The following is a 17,059-nucleotide window of genomic DNA, read 5'->3' as shown; positions in this document are numbered from 1 at the left end:
TCCTCACAGATGGTGGGCGAAGGATTCGTACGGCGCGTCGGGTTCGCCGGTCGGTTCGAAGTGGCCGATGTTCTCCAGCGACGTCCACCATTCGTCCCGTGGTTTCCAGGCGGCCCGGACCCGCATGCCCATCCGGACGTCGGCGGCGTCGCAGCCGAGGACCAGGTGCAGGAACGCGATGTCCGCGCCGTCGAGCAGGATGTACGCGGCCACGTAGGGCGGTTTGATCTTCTGGCCGAGGAACGGCACGTTCACGATGCAGAACGTCGTGACGATGCCGGTGTCGGGCAGTTCGACCTCGTCGGTGGTCGGGACGCCGTCGGTCGGGCAGGCGCCGCGCGGCGGGATGTAGACCTTCTCGCAGGACGGGCAGCGCTGGCCGATCAGCTTCCCCTCGGCGAGCCCGCGCAGGTACCGGCTCTCCTCCGGCGACGCGGAATGCTCGTAGCGCAGGTGGATCGGCGTGATCACCACGCTGACCGGCGCGCCCTCTTCGCGTTTCGCGACCGGGGGTGGCGCCTCGGTGGTCGCGGTGTCTGGCCCGTCGGCGGGGACGAAGCAGGCGATGTCCCGGATGTGACCGACGGTCTCGTCCGCCCAGCGGATCCGGACCCGTTGTCCGGTGTGGACTCCTCCGGGGGAACCTGCGTCGACCGCGTGCAGGATCGAGGTGTCGGCGCCGTCGAGCCGGATCAGCGCCCACGCGAACGGCCGCGACAACGGCTGGCCGTCGACGGGTTCGGCGATCCAGGACCAGGAGACGATCTCGCCCTCGGAGGCCACCGGCACGAATTCGGTCAGGGCTTCGGCGGTCACGGGATCGTATTCCAGCGGGGGCACGTGGACGCGGCCGTCGCTGCCCCGGACGCCTTCGACACGGCGCTCGCGCAGGGCGTTGACGAACCGGCCGAGCACTGGGCCGACCGAACGCGTGTAGTCGAAACCCACGTTGAGCGGGGCCGACAGCGGGAGTTCAGGTGCGCTCACCTCCTGAGTGAAACACGTTCTCGATTTCACGGCAAGATCGGCCGTCTGGGCCTACCTGGCGGTTGCCCTTGAGTGGAACGCGTTCTAGATTTGCGCGTATGTCGACTGCCACCGGGACACTTGGGGTCTGGAACATCGCCGCGCAGGAGCCGGAGCGGGTCGCGCTCGTCGATCCGGACGGCCGCTCGATCGGCTACGGGGACCTCGCCGCGAAAGCGAACGCGTACGCCCGGGGCCTGCAGGCCCTCGGGCTCGAGGCCGGGGACGTGGTCGTCGTCCTGCAGCCCAACGGCGACGAACTAGTGGCCGCCTATTTCGCCGCCATCCAGTCCGGTCTGTACATCGTGGTGGTCAACTGGCATCTGGTCGGGCCGGAGGTCGCCTACATCCTGTCCGACAGCGGCGCCAAGGCGTTCCTCGCGCACGAACGCTTCGCCGACGTCGCGATCGCGGCCGCCGACGAGGCCGGCATCCCGGAACGCGGCCGGTTCGCCGTCGGTGACGTCGATGGCTTCCGCCGGATCGAGGAGCTCGGCTCCGGAGAAGGCGACGGCCGTCCGGAGCGGCGCACGGCGGGCTCGCCGATGCTCTACACGTCGGGGACCACGGGGCGGCCCAAGGGTGTCCGGCGGCCGTTGACCGGCGCCGACCCCGACTCCGTCCCCGGCGCGTCGACGTGGTTCTTCGGCATCTTCGGGCTGGCGCCGCACGACGGGCACGTGCACCTGTGCGGGTCGCCGCTCTATCACACGGCGGTGCTGAACTTCGTCGCCATCTCGCTGCAACTGGGGCATACCGCGGTGTTGATGGACCACTGGGACGCCGAGGACACGCTGCGGCTGATCGACCGGCACCGCGTCACGCACAGCCACATGGTCCCGACGCAGTTCCGCCGCCTGCTCGCGCTGCCGGACGACGTCCGCGCGGCCTACGACCTGAGTTCGCTGCGCGTCATGATCCACGGTGCCGCGCCGTGCCCGCTGGAGGTCAAACGCCGGATGCTCGACTGGTGGGGCCCGGTCGTCACCGAGTACTACGCGGCCACCGAAGGCGGCGGGACGGCGATCTCCGGCGAGGAGTGGCTGAAGAAACCGGGTTCGGTCGGGCTGCCGTGGCCGGGTTCGACGATCAAGATCCTCGACGACGAGGGCACGGAACTGCCCGCCGGCGAGACCGGCACGGTGTACATGAAGATGGGCGACTCGAAGTTCGAGTACCACAAGGACCGGGCCAAGACGGACAAAGCACGGGTCGGGGACCTGTTCACCCTCGGCGACGTCGGGCATCTCGACGAGGACGGCTACCTCTTCCTGCACGACCGCAAGGCGGATCTGATCATCTCGGGCGGGGTCAACATCTACCCGGCGGAGATCGAGGGCGAACTCGTGATGCATCCGAAGGTCGCCGACGTCGCGGTGTTCGGCGTCCCGCACGAGGACTGGGGCGAGACGATCAAAGCCGTCGTCCAGCCGGCGGACGGTGTCGAACCCTCCGAGGAGCTGACCGCGGAGATCCTCGAGTACGCGGCATCCCGGCTGGCGAAGTTCAAGCTCCCGCGTTCCGTCGACTACTTGCCCGAACTCCCGCGTGACCCGAACGGGAAGCTCTACAAGCGCAAGCTCCGCGCCCCCTGACGCAATCCGTCACCTACTTGCGATGGTCCTCCGTCGCAAGTAGGTGACGAATTGCGGGGTCAGCGGCCCCGGAAGACGGGCTTGCGCTTCTCGGCGAAGGCGCGGGGACCTTCCTTCGCGTCTTCGCTCGCGAAGACCTCGATGCCGTACTGGGCGTCGAGCTTGAAGGCCTCTTCCTCGTGCATGCCCTCGGTGTCGCGCATCGTCTTGAGGATCGCGCGGACCGCCAGCGGCCCGTTCGCGGCGATCAGGCCTGCCAGCTCCAGCGCCTTGCCCAGCGCCTTCCCGTCCGGTACGACGTGGCCGATCAGGCCGATCTCCAGCGCCTCGGCCGCGGTGATGTGCCGTCCGGTCAGCAGCAGGTCGGCGGCGACGGTGTACGGGATCTGGCGGGGGAGCCGCACGGCCGAACCGCCCATCGGGAACAGGCTCCACCGCGCCTCGGACACCCCGAACTTCGCGCTCTCGCCCGCGACGCGGAGGTCCGTTCCCTGCAGGATCTCCGTCCCGCCCGCGATCGCGGGGCCTTCCACGGCCGCGATCAACGGCTTCGTCAGCCGTCGTCCCTTGAGCAGGCCCTCGATCTTGCCGGGGTCGAACGTGCCCTTCTCGAACGAGTCTGACGGCGAGTTCTTCGACATCGACTTCAGGTCCGCGCCCGCGCAGAACGCGCCGCCCGCGCCGGTGAGCACGCAGCACCGGATGTCGTCGTCCTCGTCGACCCGGTTCCACGCCTCGACCATGATCCCGAGCATCTCGCCGCTGAGCGCGTTGCGGGCCTCCGGCCGGTTCATCGTGACCACGAGGGTGTGTTCGATCTTTTCCACCAGCGCGTGCGGTTCGCCCACCAGAGCCTCCGTCGGAATAGCCGCCATTGCCCAGAACAATAACATGTTCTACTTTGAGGAAGTGGCACTCAACATCGCGGATCTACTCGAGCACGCCGTCGACGCCGTGCCGGAGCGCATCGCGGTCGTCTGCGGCGATCGGCGGGTCACCTTCGCCGAATTGGAAGAGCGCGCCAACCGGCTGGCGCACCACCTCGCCGCACACGGCGTGGGACCCGGATCCCACATCGGTGTCTATTCCCGGAACTCGATCGAGGCCCTGGAATCGATGATCGCTGCGTACAAGCTGCGCGCGATCGCGGTCAACGTCAACTACCGGTACGTCCACGGCGAACTGCGGTACCTGTTCGACAACGCCGATCTCGTGGCCCTGGTTCACGAGCGCGGGTATTCGGACAAGGTGGCCGCCGTCCTGCCGGAGACGCCGAAACTGAAACACGTTGTTGTTATCGACGACGGAAGCGACGGCGACTACTCGTCCTACGGCGGCGTGGACTATGAAGCCGCGCTCGCCGAAGGCTCACCCGAGCGGGACTTCGCCGAGCGCAGCGCCGACGACATCTACATCCTCTACACCGGCGGGACCACCGGGTACCCCAAGGGCGTCCTGTGGCGCCACGAGGACATCTGGCGCGCGCTCGGCGGCGGCATCAACTTCGTCACCGGCGAATACGTCCCGGACGAATGGACGCTCGCCGAACAGGGCAAGTCGGGCAGCCTGGTCCGGCTCCCGGCCGCGCCGCTGATCCACGGCGCCGCGCAGTGGGCCGCGTTCGGCGCGCTGTTCACCGGCAGCCCGGTCGTGTTCGTCCCGCGATTCGACGCGCATGAGGTCTGGAAAGCCGTTCAGGACAACAAAGTCCAGGTGCTCACCATCGTCGGCGACGCGATGGCGCGGCCGCTGATCGACGCCTATCGCGAGGGCGATTACGACGCGTCGTCGATCGTGGCGGTGTCGAGTCACGCCGCCCTGTTCTCCCAGTCGGTGAAGCAGGAATTCCTGTCGCTGCTCCCGCACGTGGTGATCACCGACGCGATCGGGTCGTCCGAAAGCGGGTTCACCGGTATCGGCATGGTCAGCAAGGACAGCGATCACTCCGCCGGTCCCCGGGTCAACTTCGGCAAGGACGCGATCCTGGTGGACGACGACGGCGCGCTCGTCGATCCGGAACCGGGCGCGATCGGGCTGATCGCCCGGCGCGGGCACGTCCCGCTCGGGTACTACAAGGATCCCGCGAAGACCGAGAAGATCTTCGTCGAGATCGACGGCAAGCGGTACGTCGTCCCGGGTGATTACGCGCGCTACGAGGAAGACCTCACGGTGACCCTGCTCGGCCGGGGGTCGCAGTGCGTGAACACCGGCGGCGAGAAGGTGTACCCGGAAGAAGTCGAAGGTGCCCTGAAGTCGCATCCGGATGTCTTCGACGCGCTCGTCATCGGCATCCCCGACGACCGGCTCGGCCAGCGGGTGGCCGCGGTGATCCAGCCGAGGTCCGGCAAGGAACTCGACGTCGCCGCGCTCGAAGCGCATGTGCGGACCGAGATCGCCGGGTACAAGGTGCCGCGCAGTCTCTGGCTCGCCGAGGAGATCGGGCGGTCGCCCAGCGGGAAACCGGACTATCCCTGGGCGCAGCGCTACACCTCCGAGCACGAGCCCATCACCATCCAACCGGCGTAGCAGCCTGTTGGCGGAGCTGAAGAGTTACTTGGAAAGGCGACCAAACGCGTGAACCCGCCCGGCCGTAGGCCCCGCTATCGCGGTGGCAGGACGCCTCTCCGCATCGGTGAGGCGTATGGCGGTCTGCGTTCTGCCGACGTCGATCGCGGACGCGGGTTCACCAACCGGCACTGAAGGAGTTTCATGCGGACGTCTCTGTGCGACCGGCTCGGGATCGACCTGCCGATCGTCGGGTTCACCCCGTCCGAACACGTGGCCGCGGCGATCAGCCGGGCGGGCGGTCTGGGCGTGCTCGGCTGTGTGCGGTTCAACGATGCCGCCGAGCTCGACGCCGTCCTGTCCTGGATGGATGAGAACACCGGCGGAAAACCGTACGGCGTCGACATCGTGATGCCCGCCAAGATCCCCGCCGAAGGGACGTCGATCGATCTCGCGAAACACATCCCGCAGGGGCATCGCGACTTCGTGGAGCGGACACTGCGTGACCTCGCGGTGCCGCCGCTGCCGGACGACACCGACGAACGCGCCGGGGTGCTGGGCTGGCTGCATTCGGTCGCCCGGTCCCATGTCGAGGTCGCGCTGAAACACCCGATCCGGCTGATCGCCAACGCCTTGGGGTCGCCGCCGGTGGACGTCATCGAGCAGTGTCACGCGAAGGGCGTGCCGGTCGCGGCCTTGGCGGGTAAGGCCGAACACGCGGTCCGGCATGTCGACAACGGCGTGGACATCGTTGTGGCGCAAGGCTACGAGGCGGGTGGGCACACCGGCGAGATCGCGTCGATGGTCCTGCTGCCCGAGGTGGTGGACGCCGTCGGCGACCGCGTCCCGGTGCTCGCCGCCGGCGGGATCGGCTCGGGCAGGCAGGTCGCCGCGGCGCTGGCGCTGGGCGCGTCCGGGGTGTGGATGGGTTCCTTCTGGCTCGCCACCGAGGAATACCTCCAGACCATGGGGGAGTCCGAGGCGATGCAACGCGCACTGGTCGCGGCGGGTTCGTCCGACACCGTCCGGACGCGGATCTACACCGGCAAACCGGCGCGGCTGCTCAAGACGCGGTGGACCGAGGCGTGGGCCGCGCCCGACGCGCCCGAACCGCTGCCGATGCCGCTGCAGAACCTGCTGGTCTCCCACGCGCACAACCGGATCCACCACGCGGCGGATCCGAGCGTGGTCTCGATGCCGGTGGGGCAGATCGTCGGGCGGATGGACCGGGTGCGCCCGGTCGCCGAGGTGATCACGGAACTCGTGTCGGGGTACGAAGAGACACTGTCGCGTTTGGACAAGACCCGCTGAAAAGACTCGTGAGTGGTAAGGACGGTTAGAACCGTCCTTACCACTCACGAGTCAGGCATGCCGTGCGGTGGGGACTACAACCCGGCGGCCGCGTTCTTGATCGCGGTCGCGAAGGTGCTCACCTCGGTGTAGACGCCGGGAGCGTGCGCCCGCGCGCAGCCTTCGCCCCAGCTGACGATGCCGACCTGGATCCAGGCCCCGGCGCTGTCGCGACGGAACATCGGGCCCCCCGAGTCACCCTGGCAGGTGTCGACGCCGCCGGAGTCGATGTTGCCCGCGCAGATCTCGGCGCTGTCGATCAGGTCGGCGTAGCTGCCGCCCTGCGCCTTGCAGGTCGAGTCGGAGACGAACGGGACGGTGGCCTTGAGCAGGTAGCGCTGCTGAGCACCGCCCTCGGTCGCGGCGCCCCAGCCGGCGACGGTGAACGTGCCGCTGTTGTAGGCGGTCGTGGTGGTGATCGGCAGCGTCGGGATGCCGCTGACCGGGCTGGCGAGCTTGATCAGGGCCCAGTCACCGCCGGTGGAGGTGGGGTAGGTCGGTGACCGGTACACGTAGGTCGACTTGACCTTCTTGGCCGCCGTGCTCTGCAGGTCCACGACGCCGAGGGTGGCGGTGATGCCCGTGTTGGCCCCGGTCCGCGACACGCAGTGCGCGGCCGTGAGCACGATCTGCGGGGTGTAGAGCGCACCGCCGCAACCCATGGAAAGCCTTACCATCCAAGGGAATTCACCCTGGGCGGCGCGGGTGCCACCGACCACGTCGGTGGACGGCGGCTGCGCGGCCGCGGCTTGCGGGGCCGTGGCGAGGCCCGCCAGGGTTCCGGCCGCCGCGACGGCGATCAGGGTCTTTTTGAGCAGGCTGAACCGACGCTTGATGTTCAAGGGTTCATTCCTTCCGGCTGTCCACAGTGGAGGCAGGGGGACTGACTGCGGCCAACTGACTACAGCAGGTGGGCATACGCCCGGACAACCAACTTTCTTCGGATCTTTCGGCCGATGGTGGTGATTAACGGACGTCCGGGCCGGATCGCCGACGAATGGCTTAGGCCGGAGTGCCCAATGCCCCTACTCCTGGACCGGTGAGCGCCGGAACCGCCGGAAGGCTGAACGCTCCGTCACACCTGCCCGATCCGCCGAACGAGGTGCCCTTTTCGTCCACGAGTGTGAGCGTGGCATGAACACTTCGTTCGGGTCAGTACAGGTGCGGGGAAACGGGCCTAGGATCTGGATCGTGAAAGCGCGTTCGCCCAGACTGCACCCTCCCGCCGACGGCCCGGTTCGGGACGGAATTCCCGAGCATGGTCGCATTCCCCGCTATTACGCGGTCAAAGTCGATCTGCTCGATGTGATCTCCGAATTAGGGCAAGGAGCGGTACTTCCCACCGAAAGGGAACTATCCGAACGATTCGAGGTTTCCCGTGCGACGGTACGCCAGGCCGTCGGTGAACTCGTGCTCGAAGGGCGGCTGAGCCGGCGGCAGGGGAGCGGCACGTATGTCGCGGGCCCGAAGCTCGTCCAGCCGCTCGCTTTGGTGAGTTACACCGAAGGACTCAGGAGGCAGGGCATTCAGCCGGGCCGGAATTTGATCTCGCTGGAACGCCGGGAGGCGGGTCCGTCACTGGCTTCGGAACTGGAAATCGATCCCGAAGACGACGTCATCCACATCGAACGGGTGCTGCTCGCCGACGACGAGCGGGTCGGGCTGGAATCGACCTATCTCACCGCAGCGCGATTCCCGACACTTATGGATGTGTTCGATCCCACACAGTCGCTCTACGCCTGTTTGCGGGAAAGGCTCGGGGTGGTCTTCGATGGCGCCGAGGAGCGGGTCGAGACCGTGCTCGCCACCCCGCGGGAGGCTCTCCTGATCGGGACGAACCCGGCGCTGCCGATGCTGCTGATGCACCGGACGTCGTGGGGGCCTGACGGCATCCCGTTCGAGCGCGTCCGGTCGCTGTTCCGTGGCGACCGGCTCTCCTTCGAGACCCGCCTGGGCCGCGTGGAGTAGCCGTCTCCACCGCAAGTCGTCACCTTCTTGCGGTGGTTGCAACTTCAACGAACGCAAGCAGGTGACTACTCGCCGTGGTAATATAACGTAAAGATAACAGGTCTGGTCCACATTTCGGAGGTACTTCACCTGGGGTTAGGGCGGGGGTCACGGAGCGTTGGTGCGCGCAAGCGAGCGTCTGCGGTGTGCGAATCCTCATCATCGGCGGCGGAGTGCTCGGCACCCAGCACGCCTGGCAGGCCGTCGAACGTGGCCATGACGTCGTCCAGATCGAACGTGAACCCGAGGCCAGGGGCGCGTCCGTGCGCAACTTCGGCCTGGTCTGGGTCGGTGGCCGCGCCAGTGGTCCCGAACTGGAGACGGCCGCGCGGGCGCGAGTGCTGTGGGAACGCATCGGGGAACGCGTCGAAGGGATCGGCTTCCGGCCGAACGGCTCCCTCACCGTCGTCCGCACCGAGGCCGAACTCGCCGTCGCGCGAGCGGCGGCCGCCACCACCGAGGATCGCGGCTTCAAGCTGCTCGACGCCGCCGAGACCCGCGAGCTGAACCCCGCCCTGCGCGGTGACTTCCTCGGCGCGCTCTGGTGCGACCGCGACGCCGCCGTCGAACCGCGCGTCGCCCAGCCCGCCCTGCGCGCCGAACTGGCGAAATCCGGCCGCTACACCTGGGTGCCCGGCCGCGAGATCCGCGACCTGACCGGCCGTGGCGTCGTCGACGACACGGGTGAGACCCACGAGGGCGACGTCGTGGTGCTGTGCACCGGCGCCTGGACCGGCGGCCTGGTCAAGGAGCTCGCCGGGCAGGCCCCGGTCCGCCGGGTGCGGTTGCAGATGGCCCAGACCGAGCCACTCGGTGAAATCCTCACCACCACGGTCGCCGACGCGGACAGCTTCCGTTACTACCCGGCGTACCGCGGTGAGGCGCTCGACGGCCTCAACGCGGGCCAGCCGCAGGGCGAGATCGCCGCGGTCAACAAGATGCAGCTGCTCATGGTCCAGCGCCTCGACGGCTCGCTGACCATCGGCGACACCCACGAATACGACGAGCCGTTCTCCTTCGACACCACCGAAGACCCGTACGACCACCTGGCCGAGGTCGCCGGGGCGTTGCTCGGACGGCCGCTCCCGCGTATCGCCCGCCGCTGGGCCGGGGTCTACGCCCAGACCACCGACACCTCCCGGATCGTGCACCGCGCCCGCGTCGCGGACAACGCGTGGCTCGTCACCGGACCGGGTGGCCGGGGGATGACCTGTTCCCCCGCCATCGCCGAAGACACCGCGGAGGAGCTGTCATGGTGAACACCGAACTCGTCGTCCTGGACATGGCCGGGACCACCGTCGCCGACGACGGCCTGGTGATCCGCGCCTTCACCGAGGCGATCGCCGCCGCCGGAGTGTCCGAAGAGGACAGCCGCTTCCCCGGCATGCTCGACTACGTCGTCGAAACGATGGGACAGTCGAAGATCGTCGTCTTCCGCGCACTGCTCGACGGGGACGAGGAACTCGCCCAGCGCGCGAACTCCGCCTTCCAGGACGCCTACGGGAAACTCGTCGCCGACGGTCACTGCGAGCCGATCCCCGGCGCCGAAGAAACGATCCAGGAGTTGCGTGCCCACGGGGTGAAGGTCGCGCTCACCACCGGTTTCGCTCCGAGCACGCAGAACGCGATCCTGGACGCGCTGGGCTGGCACGGCCTCGCCGACGCCGTGCTGGCGCCGGGTGAGGGCGTCCGTGGCCGCCCGTTCCCCGACCTCGTCCTCGCCGCCGCGCTGCGGCTCGAAATCACCGACGTCCGCCGGATCGCCGTCGCCGGTGACACCCCTTCGGACGTCCAGACCGGGCTGCGGTCCGGCGCCTCGATCGTCGCCGGCGTGCTCACCGGATCGGCGAAGGAGCCGGAACTCGAAGCCGCCGGCGCCACCCACGTCCTCGAATCCGTCCGCGACCTCCCTGCCCTGCTGTCTCAAAAGGAGCTTTGACGACATGAAGAAACTCGCGGCCACCGCCCTCGCCGGGCTGCTCGCCCTCACCCTGGCCGCCTGCGGCGGAACCGCCGGTGGCGCGTCCGGCGAACAGACCGTCACGCTGTACACAGTGGACGGTCTCGAAGACTGGTACGCCCAGCGTTTCGAGGAGTTCAAGGCCAAGACCGGCATCACCGTCCAGGCGGTGACCGCCGGATCGGGTGAGGTCGCCTCGCGGGTGGAGAAGGAGAAGGCCAACACCCAGGCCGACATCCTGGTCACCCTCCCGCCGTTCATCCAGCGGGCGGCGTCGCAGGGCCTGCTCGCCACCACGGCACCGGCCGGCATCGACCAGGTCCCCGCCGGGCAGAAGGACGGCCAGGGCCGCTACTTCGCCGTGATGAACAACTACCTCAGCTTCATCCGCAACCCGCAGGCCTCGCCCAAGACCTGGGACGACCTCCTGTCCCCGTCGCTCAAGGGCAAGCTCCAGTACTCGACCCCCGGCGAGGCGGGCGACGGCACCGCGGTCCTGCTGCAACTCCAGCACGTTCTCGGTGACCAGGGCGCGCTCGACTACCTCGCGAAGCTCGAAGCCAACAACGTCGGTCCGTCGTCGTCCACCGGCAAGTTGCAGCCGAAGGTGGCCAAAGCCGAGATCCTCGTGGCCAACGGCGACGTCCAGATGAACCTCGCCGAGATCGAGAAGAGCGGAGGTTTCGAGGTCTTCTTCCCGGCCGACGCGCAGGGCAAGCGGTCCACCTTCGCGCTCCCGTACTACGCGGGCCTGGTGAAGAACGCGCCGCACGCCGAGAACGCCAAGAAGTTCCTGGAATTCCTGCTCTCGCCCGAGGCACAGGGCAAGGCCGTCGACGCCTTCGGCGCCCCGTCGCGGACCGACGTCACGCCGTCCGGGCCGCGCGCGGACAAGGTGAAGGCCGCCCTCGACGGCGTCGAGATCTGGCAGCCGGATTGGGACGCCGTCCTCGCGAAGCTCGACGCCGACCTCGCCGCGTACAAGAAGGCCGTGGGCCGATGACGCCGGCGGTCGAATTCCGCGGGGTGTCCGTCCGCTTCGGCCGGACGACCGCACTCTCGCCGCTGGACCTCACCGTGGCGAGAGGGGAGACGCTGGCGATGCTCGGGCCGTCGGGCTCCGGCAAGTCGACGGCCCTGAAGGCACTCGCGGGTTTCGTCGTGTCGAGCACCGGGCGCGTCCTGCTCGACGGCGAGGACGTCACCGGCCTGCCGCCGCACCGGCGCGGCCTCGGCGTGGTCGTGCAGAGCTACGCGCTGTTCCCGCACATGCGGGTCGAGGCCAACGTCGCTTTCGGCCTCAAGGCGAGGAAAACACCTCGCGCCGAGACGGCGAGCCGGGTCGCCGAGGCGCTGGAGCTGGTCGGGATGGGCGAGTACGCCCGCCGCTACCCGCGCCAGCTTTCGGGCGGGCAGCAACAGCGCGTCGCGCTCGCACGGGCCTTGGCGATCCGGCCGCGCGTGCTGCTGCTCGACGAACCACTGTCCGCTTTGGACGCCGCCCTGCGCGAGGAGATGGTCGCGGAACTGCTGCGGCTGCGAGCCGAACTTCCCGACACCACGCTGATCTACGTCACCCACGACCAGGGCGAGGCGCTGGCGCTGGCCGACCGGATCGCCGTCATGCGCGACTCGAAGCTGGTCGAACTCGGGCCGAGCCGTGAGCTCTACCAGCGCCCCTCGACCGAGTTCACCGCGAGCTTCCTCGGCGCGTCCAACCTCATCCCGGTCGAGCTGATCCAGGCCGACGGCACCAGGGTCCGGCTCGGCGACCGAGAGCTGGCCGCCGACCCGTCCGGCACGTTCCGGACGGGGCAGTCCGTCGCGCTCGGCGTCCGGCCGCACCGGGTCGGGATCACCGCGGTGGACGCTCCCGGCGCGCTGCCCGCGGTCCTGCGCGGTGTCCAGTGGCGCGGCACGGGCTTCCGGCTCGACCTCGAACTCGCGCACAACGGGAACGAGGTCCGGGCCGAGGTACCGGACGTCGAGGGGCTCCCGAACGTGGGGGAGCGGGTCGGAGTGTCCATTCCGGACGGTTGCCCGCTGGTGGGCGTCGGATGACCGGCCTCGCGCTCGCCGCCACGGCGACACCGGCGCGGCGGCGGGAGAAGCGGCCCGGACGGGGCTGGCTCTTGCTGCCACCGGTCCTCGTCCTGCTCGGCTTCTTCGGCTACCCGCTGGTGCTGGTCGTCCTCCAGTCCCTGGAAACGAAGTCCGGCGAGTTCGGGCTTTCGGTATGGCTGGACGTCCTGGGCTCGGCGGAATTCCGGGACGCCGCCTGGAAGACCGTCGCACTCGCGCTCGGCGCCACCGCGGGCTGTGTCGTGCTCGGGACGTTCCTCGCGCTGGTGATCGCGTTCGTGCCGTTCCCCGGCGCGCGGACGCTTTCGCGGCTGGTGGACACCGTGCTCGCGTTCCCGAGTTTCCTCATCGCGCTCGCCTTCACCTTCATCTACGGCAGCGCCGGAATCCTGGGTGCCGGCGGGTTCCTGTACTCGCCGTTCGGGATCCTGCTGGCGGAGATCACCTTCTACACGCCGTTCGTGATGCGGCCGGCGCTCGCCGCTTTCGGCCAGGTCTCCTCGGCGCAGATGGAGGTCGCGGCCAGCCTCGGCGCGAAACCCGGCCGCGTGCTGCGCCAGGTGATCCTGCCGGAGGCCTTGCCGTCACTGGCTTCCGGTGCCTGTCTGACCATGCTGCTGGCGATGAACGAGTTCGGCATCGTGCTGTTCCTCGGCGCCAAGGACGTCACGACGCTGCCGATGCTGGTCTACGGCAAGGGGATCGTCACCTTCGACTTCCCGCAGGCGTGTGTCATCGCGATGGTCAACGTCGTGTTCTCCCTCGCCCTGTACGGAACCTACCGGCGACTGACGAAGGGAGGCCGTCGTGCTGCTGTGGACCAGGCGTAGCCGTGTCCTGCTGTGGGCGGTGTTCGCGGTGCTGTTCACCGCGATCGTGCTGGCGCCGTTGCTGATGATCGTGCTGGCTTCGGTCGCCGGGAACTGGACGGGGTCGCTGCCGGGCGCGCTCACCGGCTCGCATTTCGCGCGGGCGCTGTCCGGGGAGACGTTCGCGAGTCTTTCGGTGAGTATCCAGACCGGTGTCATCGCGTCGGCGGTGTCGGTGCTGCTGGGAACGTGGGCCGCGCTCGCGTCGCAGTCGGCGCCCTCGAAACTGCGGAAGGCCGTCGACACCCTGTTCCATCTGCCGATCGCGGTGCCGTCGGTGGTGCTGGGGCTGGCGCTGCTGGTCGCGTTCAGCCGTCCGCCGCTGGCCTTCAACGGCACGCGCTGGATCGTGCTGCTGGGACACGTGATGATCCTGCTGCCGTTTTCCTACAGCACGGTCTCCGCCGCGATCGCGCGAATGGACCCCCTGCCGGCACAGGCCGCGGCGAGTCTCGGCGCTTCGCCCGCCCGTGTGCTGCTGCGCGTGCGGCTGCCGGTCCTGCTGCCGTCGATCTCGGCGTCGGCGAGTCTCGCGCTGGCTATGTCGATGGGCGAACTCGGCGCGACGATGATGCTGTACCCACCGGACTGGCGCACGCTGCCCGCGAGCATCTTCGCGCTCACCGACCGGGGTCAGGTGTTCCTGGCGTCGGCGAGCACGGTGCTGCTGCTGGCCGTCACGCTCGCCGGGGTGGTGATCCTTGGACTGGCCCGCGGCCGCGCGGCGCGGCGGTGATGCAACCGTTCGCGAGCTTCATCCCGTCTTGAAACCATGAAGAACGCAGCGAAGACGCTGGGCGTGGGGCTCGTGCTCGCCGCGACGGCGGCCTGCGGCGCGGGCGGCCCCGGAGCACCGGCGAACACGAGCACCCCTCCGGTCGTCACCACACCCTCGGATCTGCCCACCTCACTCCCGGCGAGCCCGCCGGTCGCGAAACCGCCGATGTCACGGCCGACCGTCGGCCCGCCGCCGTCGGACAAGATGCTGCCGCCGTCCCAGGTCGACGCCGAACTGCCCGCGCAGGTCAGCGCGGAGAACGGCGGCTTGAACGTGCACCTCGAACTGAGCGGCTGCGACGAGGCGACGGCGAACCTCGCCGAGGAGAACACGCGGCGGGTCGTGGTCAAGGTGAAGATCGACCACGGGAAGCCGGGGCAGATGTGCCCGCAGGTCATCCGCTACGCCGTCCTGCCGGTGAAACTCGCCGAGCCGCTCGGTTCGCGGACCGTCGTCCTGGAAGCGGGTTGAGATCATGTGCAACCCCACGGCGGTCCCGTTCCGTCCCAGTCACATGAGGTACTTAACGAATGTCATCGGCCTTGGCCTGATCGTCGTTGCGGTATCCGCCTGCGGGGCGCAGAACCAGGCGGCGGAACCCGCGGCCGGACCCGGGAGCGGCACCCTGAGTACCGTGCCGCCGTCACCGACGGCGCCGCCCTCCTCGTCGCCGGCGCCCGCGCCGGGGAGCAGGCCGGGTACGCCGAGCGCGCCGCGGCAGGAAGTCCCGGAAGGCAGCAGCAAGCTGCCGGACAAGCAGCTCGACGCGTCGGCGCTGCCCGCGGACTACCCGCGTGAGGTGTACACCAGCAACGGCGGGACGATCCTGAACATCCGCGGCCAGGAAGGCGGCTGCGGGCACGCGACGGCGGAGGCCGCGCAGCAGGACGGAAGCCGGGTCACCGTCAACCTGACCGAACTGAAGGGCCAGACCGGCCAGATGTGCACGATGGACATCCGGTACCCGGTGATCTCGGTGGCGCTTTCGGCGCCGCTGGGGGAGCGGACCGTGGTCCTCAAGCAGATGCGGTAACGGCAGAGGTACATGAAGGCCCCCTTCCTTGCGCCAGGCGCAAGGAAGGGGGCCTTCATGTACTAGCGGAAGCTGATCTGCAGCACCGGTTCCGAGGTGGCTTCGAAGAAGTCGTTGCCCTTGTCGTCGATGACGATGAACGCGGGGAAGTCCTCGACCTCGATCTTCCAGACCGCCTCCATCCCCAGCTCGGCGTACTCGAGGACATCGACCTTCTTGATGCAGTCCTGCGCGAGCCGCGCGGCCGGGCCGCCGATCGAACCGAGGTAGAACCCGCCGTGCTCGTTGCACGCGGCGGTCACCTTCTTGGACCGGTTGCCCTTCGCCAGCATCACCAGCGAGCCACCCGCGGCCTGGAACTGCTCGACGTAGGAGTCCATGCGGCCCGCCGTGGTCGGCCCGAAGGAGCCCGACGCGTAGCCCTCGGGTGTCTTCGCCGGTCCCGCGTAGTACACGGGGTGGTCGCGAAGGTACTGAGGCATCTCTTCGCCCGCGTCGAGCCGCTCGGCGATCTTCGCGTGCGCGATGTCGCGAGCGACGACGAGCGGGCCGGTCAGCGACAGGCGGGTCTTCACCGGCAGCTGCGAGAGCTGCGCGCGGATCTCGGCCATCGGACGATTGAGGTCGACGGTCACCACCTCGTCGGACAGATCGTCCTCGGTGACGTCCGGCAGGAACCGCGCCGGGTCGCGCTCAAGCTGCTCGAGGAACACGCCGTCGGCGGTGATCTTCGCCTTCGCCTGGCGGTCGGCCGAGCACGAGACGGCGACGCCGACCGGGCAGGACGCGCCGTGGCGCGGCAGGCGGATCACGCGGACGTCGTGGCAGAAGTACTTGCCGCCGAACTGCGCGCCGATGCCGAACTGGCGCGTCATCTCCAGCACCTGCTGTTCGAGGTCGACGTCGCGGAAACCGTGGCCCAGCTCGGAACCCTCGGTGGGCAGGTCGTCGAGATAACGGGCCGAGGCCAGCTTCGCGACCTTCAGGTTGAACTCCGCCGACGTGCCGCCGACGACGATCGCGAGGTGGTACGGCGGGCAGGCCGCGGTGCCGAGGCTGCGCAGCTTCTCGTCGAGGAACTTCGCGAGCCGCTTCGGGTTCAGGACCGCTTTCGTTTCCTGATAGAGGAAAGTCTTGTTCGCGCTGCCGCCGCCCTTGGCCATGAACAGGAATTCATAGCTGGGGTCGCCCTGACCATCTTTGTGATAGAGCTCGATCTGCGCGGGCAAATTGGTGCCCGTATTGCGCTCATCCCAGAAATTCACCGGCGCCATCTGCGAATAGCGCAGATTCAACTCCTGGTAGGCGTCGAAGATGCCGCGCGAAAGCGCGCGTTCGTCGTCCGCGCCGGTGAGCACGCCCTCACCGCGTTTGCCGATCACGATCGCGGTGCCGGTGTCCTGGCACATCGGCAGGACGCCGCCGGCGGAGATCGCCGCGTTGCGCAGCAGGTCCATCGCGACGAACCGGTCGTTGCCGCTGGCCTCGGGATCGTCGACGATCGCGCGCAGCTGCGCCAGATGTGACGAGCGCAACAGGTGCTGGATGTCGGTGATCGCGGTCTTGGCGAGCTTGGTCAGCGCCTCGGGCTCGACCTTGAGGAACTTCCGGCCCGCGGCTTCGACGACCTCGACACCTTCGGTGCCGAGAAGCCGGTATTCGGTGCGGGTGTCCTTGGCGAGCGGAAGGACTTCGGTGTGCTGGAACGTGGTGGGCGCCACTGCGCGGGCTCCTTTGCCGGCATCGGGAACCCGCCCACGGTACCCAAGCCCGGCCACCGGGCAGAGTTCGGGAGGCCGGGCCCACCCCGACGGACCCGACCTCCCGGGGAAAGCGATCCGGGCGCGAACACCC

General features: G+C 68.8%; 16 protein-coding genes. 12 read left to right on the top strand and 4 right to left on the bottom strand.

Annotation, left to right across the window (positions count from 1 at the left end; translation table 11 throughout):
- Nucleotides 1–3: 3 nt before the first annotated feature.
- Nucleotides 4–987, bottom strand: a complete 984-nt coding sequence (locus H074_RS28925; protein WP_007033620.1) for a Zn-ribbon domain-containing OB-fold protein — start codon at nt 985–987, stop codon at nt 4–6.
- Between the two features lie 98 nt (nt 988–1,085).
- On the opposite strand from H074_RS28925, the gene H074_RS28920 reads away from it, so the two are divergent.
- Nucleotides 1,086–2,621 carry an acyl-CoA synthetase gene (locus H074_RS28920; protein ID WP_007033619.1) on the top strand — a complete coding sequence of 512 codons (1,536 nt, stop codon included), beginning with the start codon at nt 1,086–1,088 and terminating at the stop codon, nt 2,619–2,621.
- 59 nt (nt 2,622–2,680) lie between these two features.
- Here the strand turns inward: H074_RS28920 and H074_RS28915 are convergent, their stop codons facing one another.
- Entirely contained in the window at nt 2,681–3,469 is a 789-nt protein-coding gene (locus H074_RS28915; RefSeq protein ID WP_007033618.1) for a crotonase/enoyl-CoA hydratase family protein, read from the bottom strand.
- 61 nt (nt 3,470–3,530) lie between these two features.
- Here H074_RS28915 and H074_RS28910 point away from each other — a divergent pair, with 61 nt between their 5' ends.
- A complete protein-coding gene (locus tag H074_RS28910; protein WP_200865827.1) occupies nt 3,531–5,147 on the top strand; it encodes an acyl-CoA synthetase in 1,617 nt (538 codons plus the stop codon).
- Nucleotides 5,148–5,330: 183 nt separating this feature from the next.
- Entirely contained in the window at nt 5,331–6,437 is a 1,107-nt protein-coding gene (locus H074_RS28905) for an NAD(P)H-dependent flavin oxidoreductase (protein WP_007033616.1), read from the top strand.
- Nucleotides 6,438–6,511: 74 nt separating this feature from the next.
- Here H074_RS28905 and H074_RS28900 read toward each other — a convergent pair whose 3' ends face one another.
- Nucleotides 6,512–7,318, bottom strand: coding sequence for a S1 family peptidase (locus H074_RS28900; protein WP_007033615.1), 807 nt, complete (start codon nt 7,316–7,318; stop codon nt 6,512–6,514).
- Between the two features lie 349 nt (nt 7,319–7,667).
- Here H074_RS28900 and H074_RS28895 point away from each other — a divergent pair, with 349 nt between their 5' ends.
- From H074_RS28895 to H074_RS28855, 9 genes are all read left to right on the top strand, one after another.
- The gene (locus H074_RS28895; RefSeq protein ID WP_007033614.1) at nt 7,668–8,444 is read left to right on the top strand and encodes a GntR family transcriptional regulator; all 777 of its coding nucleotides are present in this window, start codon (nt 7,668–7,670) and stop codon (nt 8,442–8,444) included.
- 185 nt (nt 8,445–8,629) lie between these two features.
- A complete protein-coding gene (locus H074_RS28890; RefSeq protein WP_007033613.1) occupies nt 8,630–9,742 on the top strand; it encodes a TIGR03364 family FAD-dependent oxidoreductase in 1,113 nt (370 codons plus the stop codon).
- Nucleotides 9,736–10,422: a phosphonatase-like hydrolase gene (locus H074_RS28885; RefSeq protein ID WP_007033612.1), complete on the top strand. Its 687-nt coding sequence runs from the start codon at nt 9,736–9,738 to the stop codon at nt 10,420–10,422. Before H074_RS28890 ends, H074_RS28885 begins: the two co-directional genes overlap by 7 nt.
- A gap of 4 nt (nt 10,423–10,426) precedes the next feature.
- Nucleotides 10,427–11,446 carry a 2-aminoethylphosphonate ABC transporter substrate-binding protein gene (locus tag H074_RS28880; protein ID WP_007033611.1) on the top strand — a complete coding sequence of 340 codons (1,020 nt, stop codon included), beginning with the start codon at nt 10,427–10,429 and terminating at the stop codon, nt 11,444–11,446.
- A complete protein-coding gene (locus H074_RS28875; protein WP_007033610.1) occupies nt 11,443–12,504 on the top strand; it encodes an ABC transporter ATP-binding protein in 1,062 nt (353 codons plus the stop codon). Before H074_RS28880 ends, H074_RS28875 begins: the two co-directional genes overlap by 4 nt.
- Nucleotides 12,501–13,355, top strand: a complete 855-nt coding sequence (locus H074_RS28870) for a 2-aminoethylphosphonate ABC transporter permease subunit (RefSeq protein WP_007033609.1) — start codon at nt 12,501–12,503, stop codon at nt 13,353–13,355. Before H074_RS28875 ends, H074_RS28870 begins: the two co-directional genes overlap by 4 nt.
- Nucleotides 13,333–14,130: an ABC transporter permease gene (locus tag H074_RS28865; RefSeq protein WP_007033608.1), complete on the top strand. Its 798-nt coding sequence runs from the start codon at nt 13,333–13,335 to the stop codon at nt 14,128–14,130. Before H074_RS28870 ends, H074_RS28865 begins: the two co-directional genes overlap by 23 nt.
- A 36-nt stretch (nt 14,131–14,166) precedes the next feature.
- Nucleotides 14,167–14,643, top strand: coding sequence for a hypothetical protein (locus tag H074_RS28860; protein ID WP_007033607.1), 477 nt, complete (start codon nt 14,167–14,169; stop codon nt 14,641–14,643).
- 163 nt (nt 14,644–14,806) lie between these two features.
- Nucleotides 14,807–15,205: a hypothetical protein gene (locus tag H074_RS28855; protein WP_007033606.1), complete on the top strand. Its 399-nt coding sequence runs from the start codon at nt 14,807–14,809 to the stop codon at nt 15,203–15,205.
- Between the two features lie 62 nt (nt 15,206–15,267).
- On the opposite strand, the gene H074_RS28850 is transcribed toward H074_RS28855, so the two are convergent.
- Complete coding sequence (locus tag H074_RS28850) at nt 15,268–16,926, bottom strand: fumarate hydratase (protein ID WP_007033605.1); 1,659 nt, start codon at nt 16,924–16,926, stop codon at nt 15,268–15,270.
- Between the last annotated feature and the right edge of the window lie 133 nt (nt 16,927–17,059).

The organism is Amycolatopsis decaplanina DSM 44594 (genome assembly GCF_000342005.1).
GTDB lineage: Bacteria > Actinomycetota > Actinomycetes > Mycobacteriales > Pseudonocardiaceae > Amycolatopsis > Amycolatopsis decaplanina.
Note: the sequence above shows the minus strand (reverse complement) of the source record. Positions and strands in the feature narration are given on the sequence as shown.

Bases quoted from the DNA above. Each gene is read 5' to 3' on its own strand.
- H074_RS28920 (WP_007033619.1), top strand. From the start codon at position 1,086: ATGTCGACTGCCACCGGGACACTTGGGGTCTGGAACATCGCCGCGCAG.
- H074_RS28905 (WP_007033616.1), top strand. From the start codon at position 5,331: ATGCGGACGTCTCTGTGCGACCGGCTCGGGATCGACCTGCCGATCGTC.
- H074_RS28885 (WP_007033612.1), top strand. From the start codon at position 9,736: ATGGTGAACACCGAACTCGTCGTCCTGGACATGGCCGGGACCACCGTC.
- H074_RS28880 (WP_007033611.1), top strand. From the start codon at position 10,427: ATGAAGAAACTCGCGGCCACCGCCCTCGCCGGGCTGCTCGCCCTCACC.
- H074_RS28875 (WP_007033610.1), top strand. From the start codon at position 11,443: ATGACGCCGGCGGTCGAATTCCGCGGGGTGTCCGTCCGCTTCGGCCGG.
- H074_RS28870 (WP_007033609.1), top strand. From the start codon at position 12,501: ATGACCGGCCTCGCGCTCGCCGCCACGGCGACACCGGCGCGGCGGCGG.
- H074_RS28860 (WP_007033607.1), top strand. From the start codon at position 14,167: ATGAAGAACGCAGCGAAGACGCTGGGCGTGGGGCTCGTGCTCGCCGCG.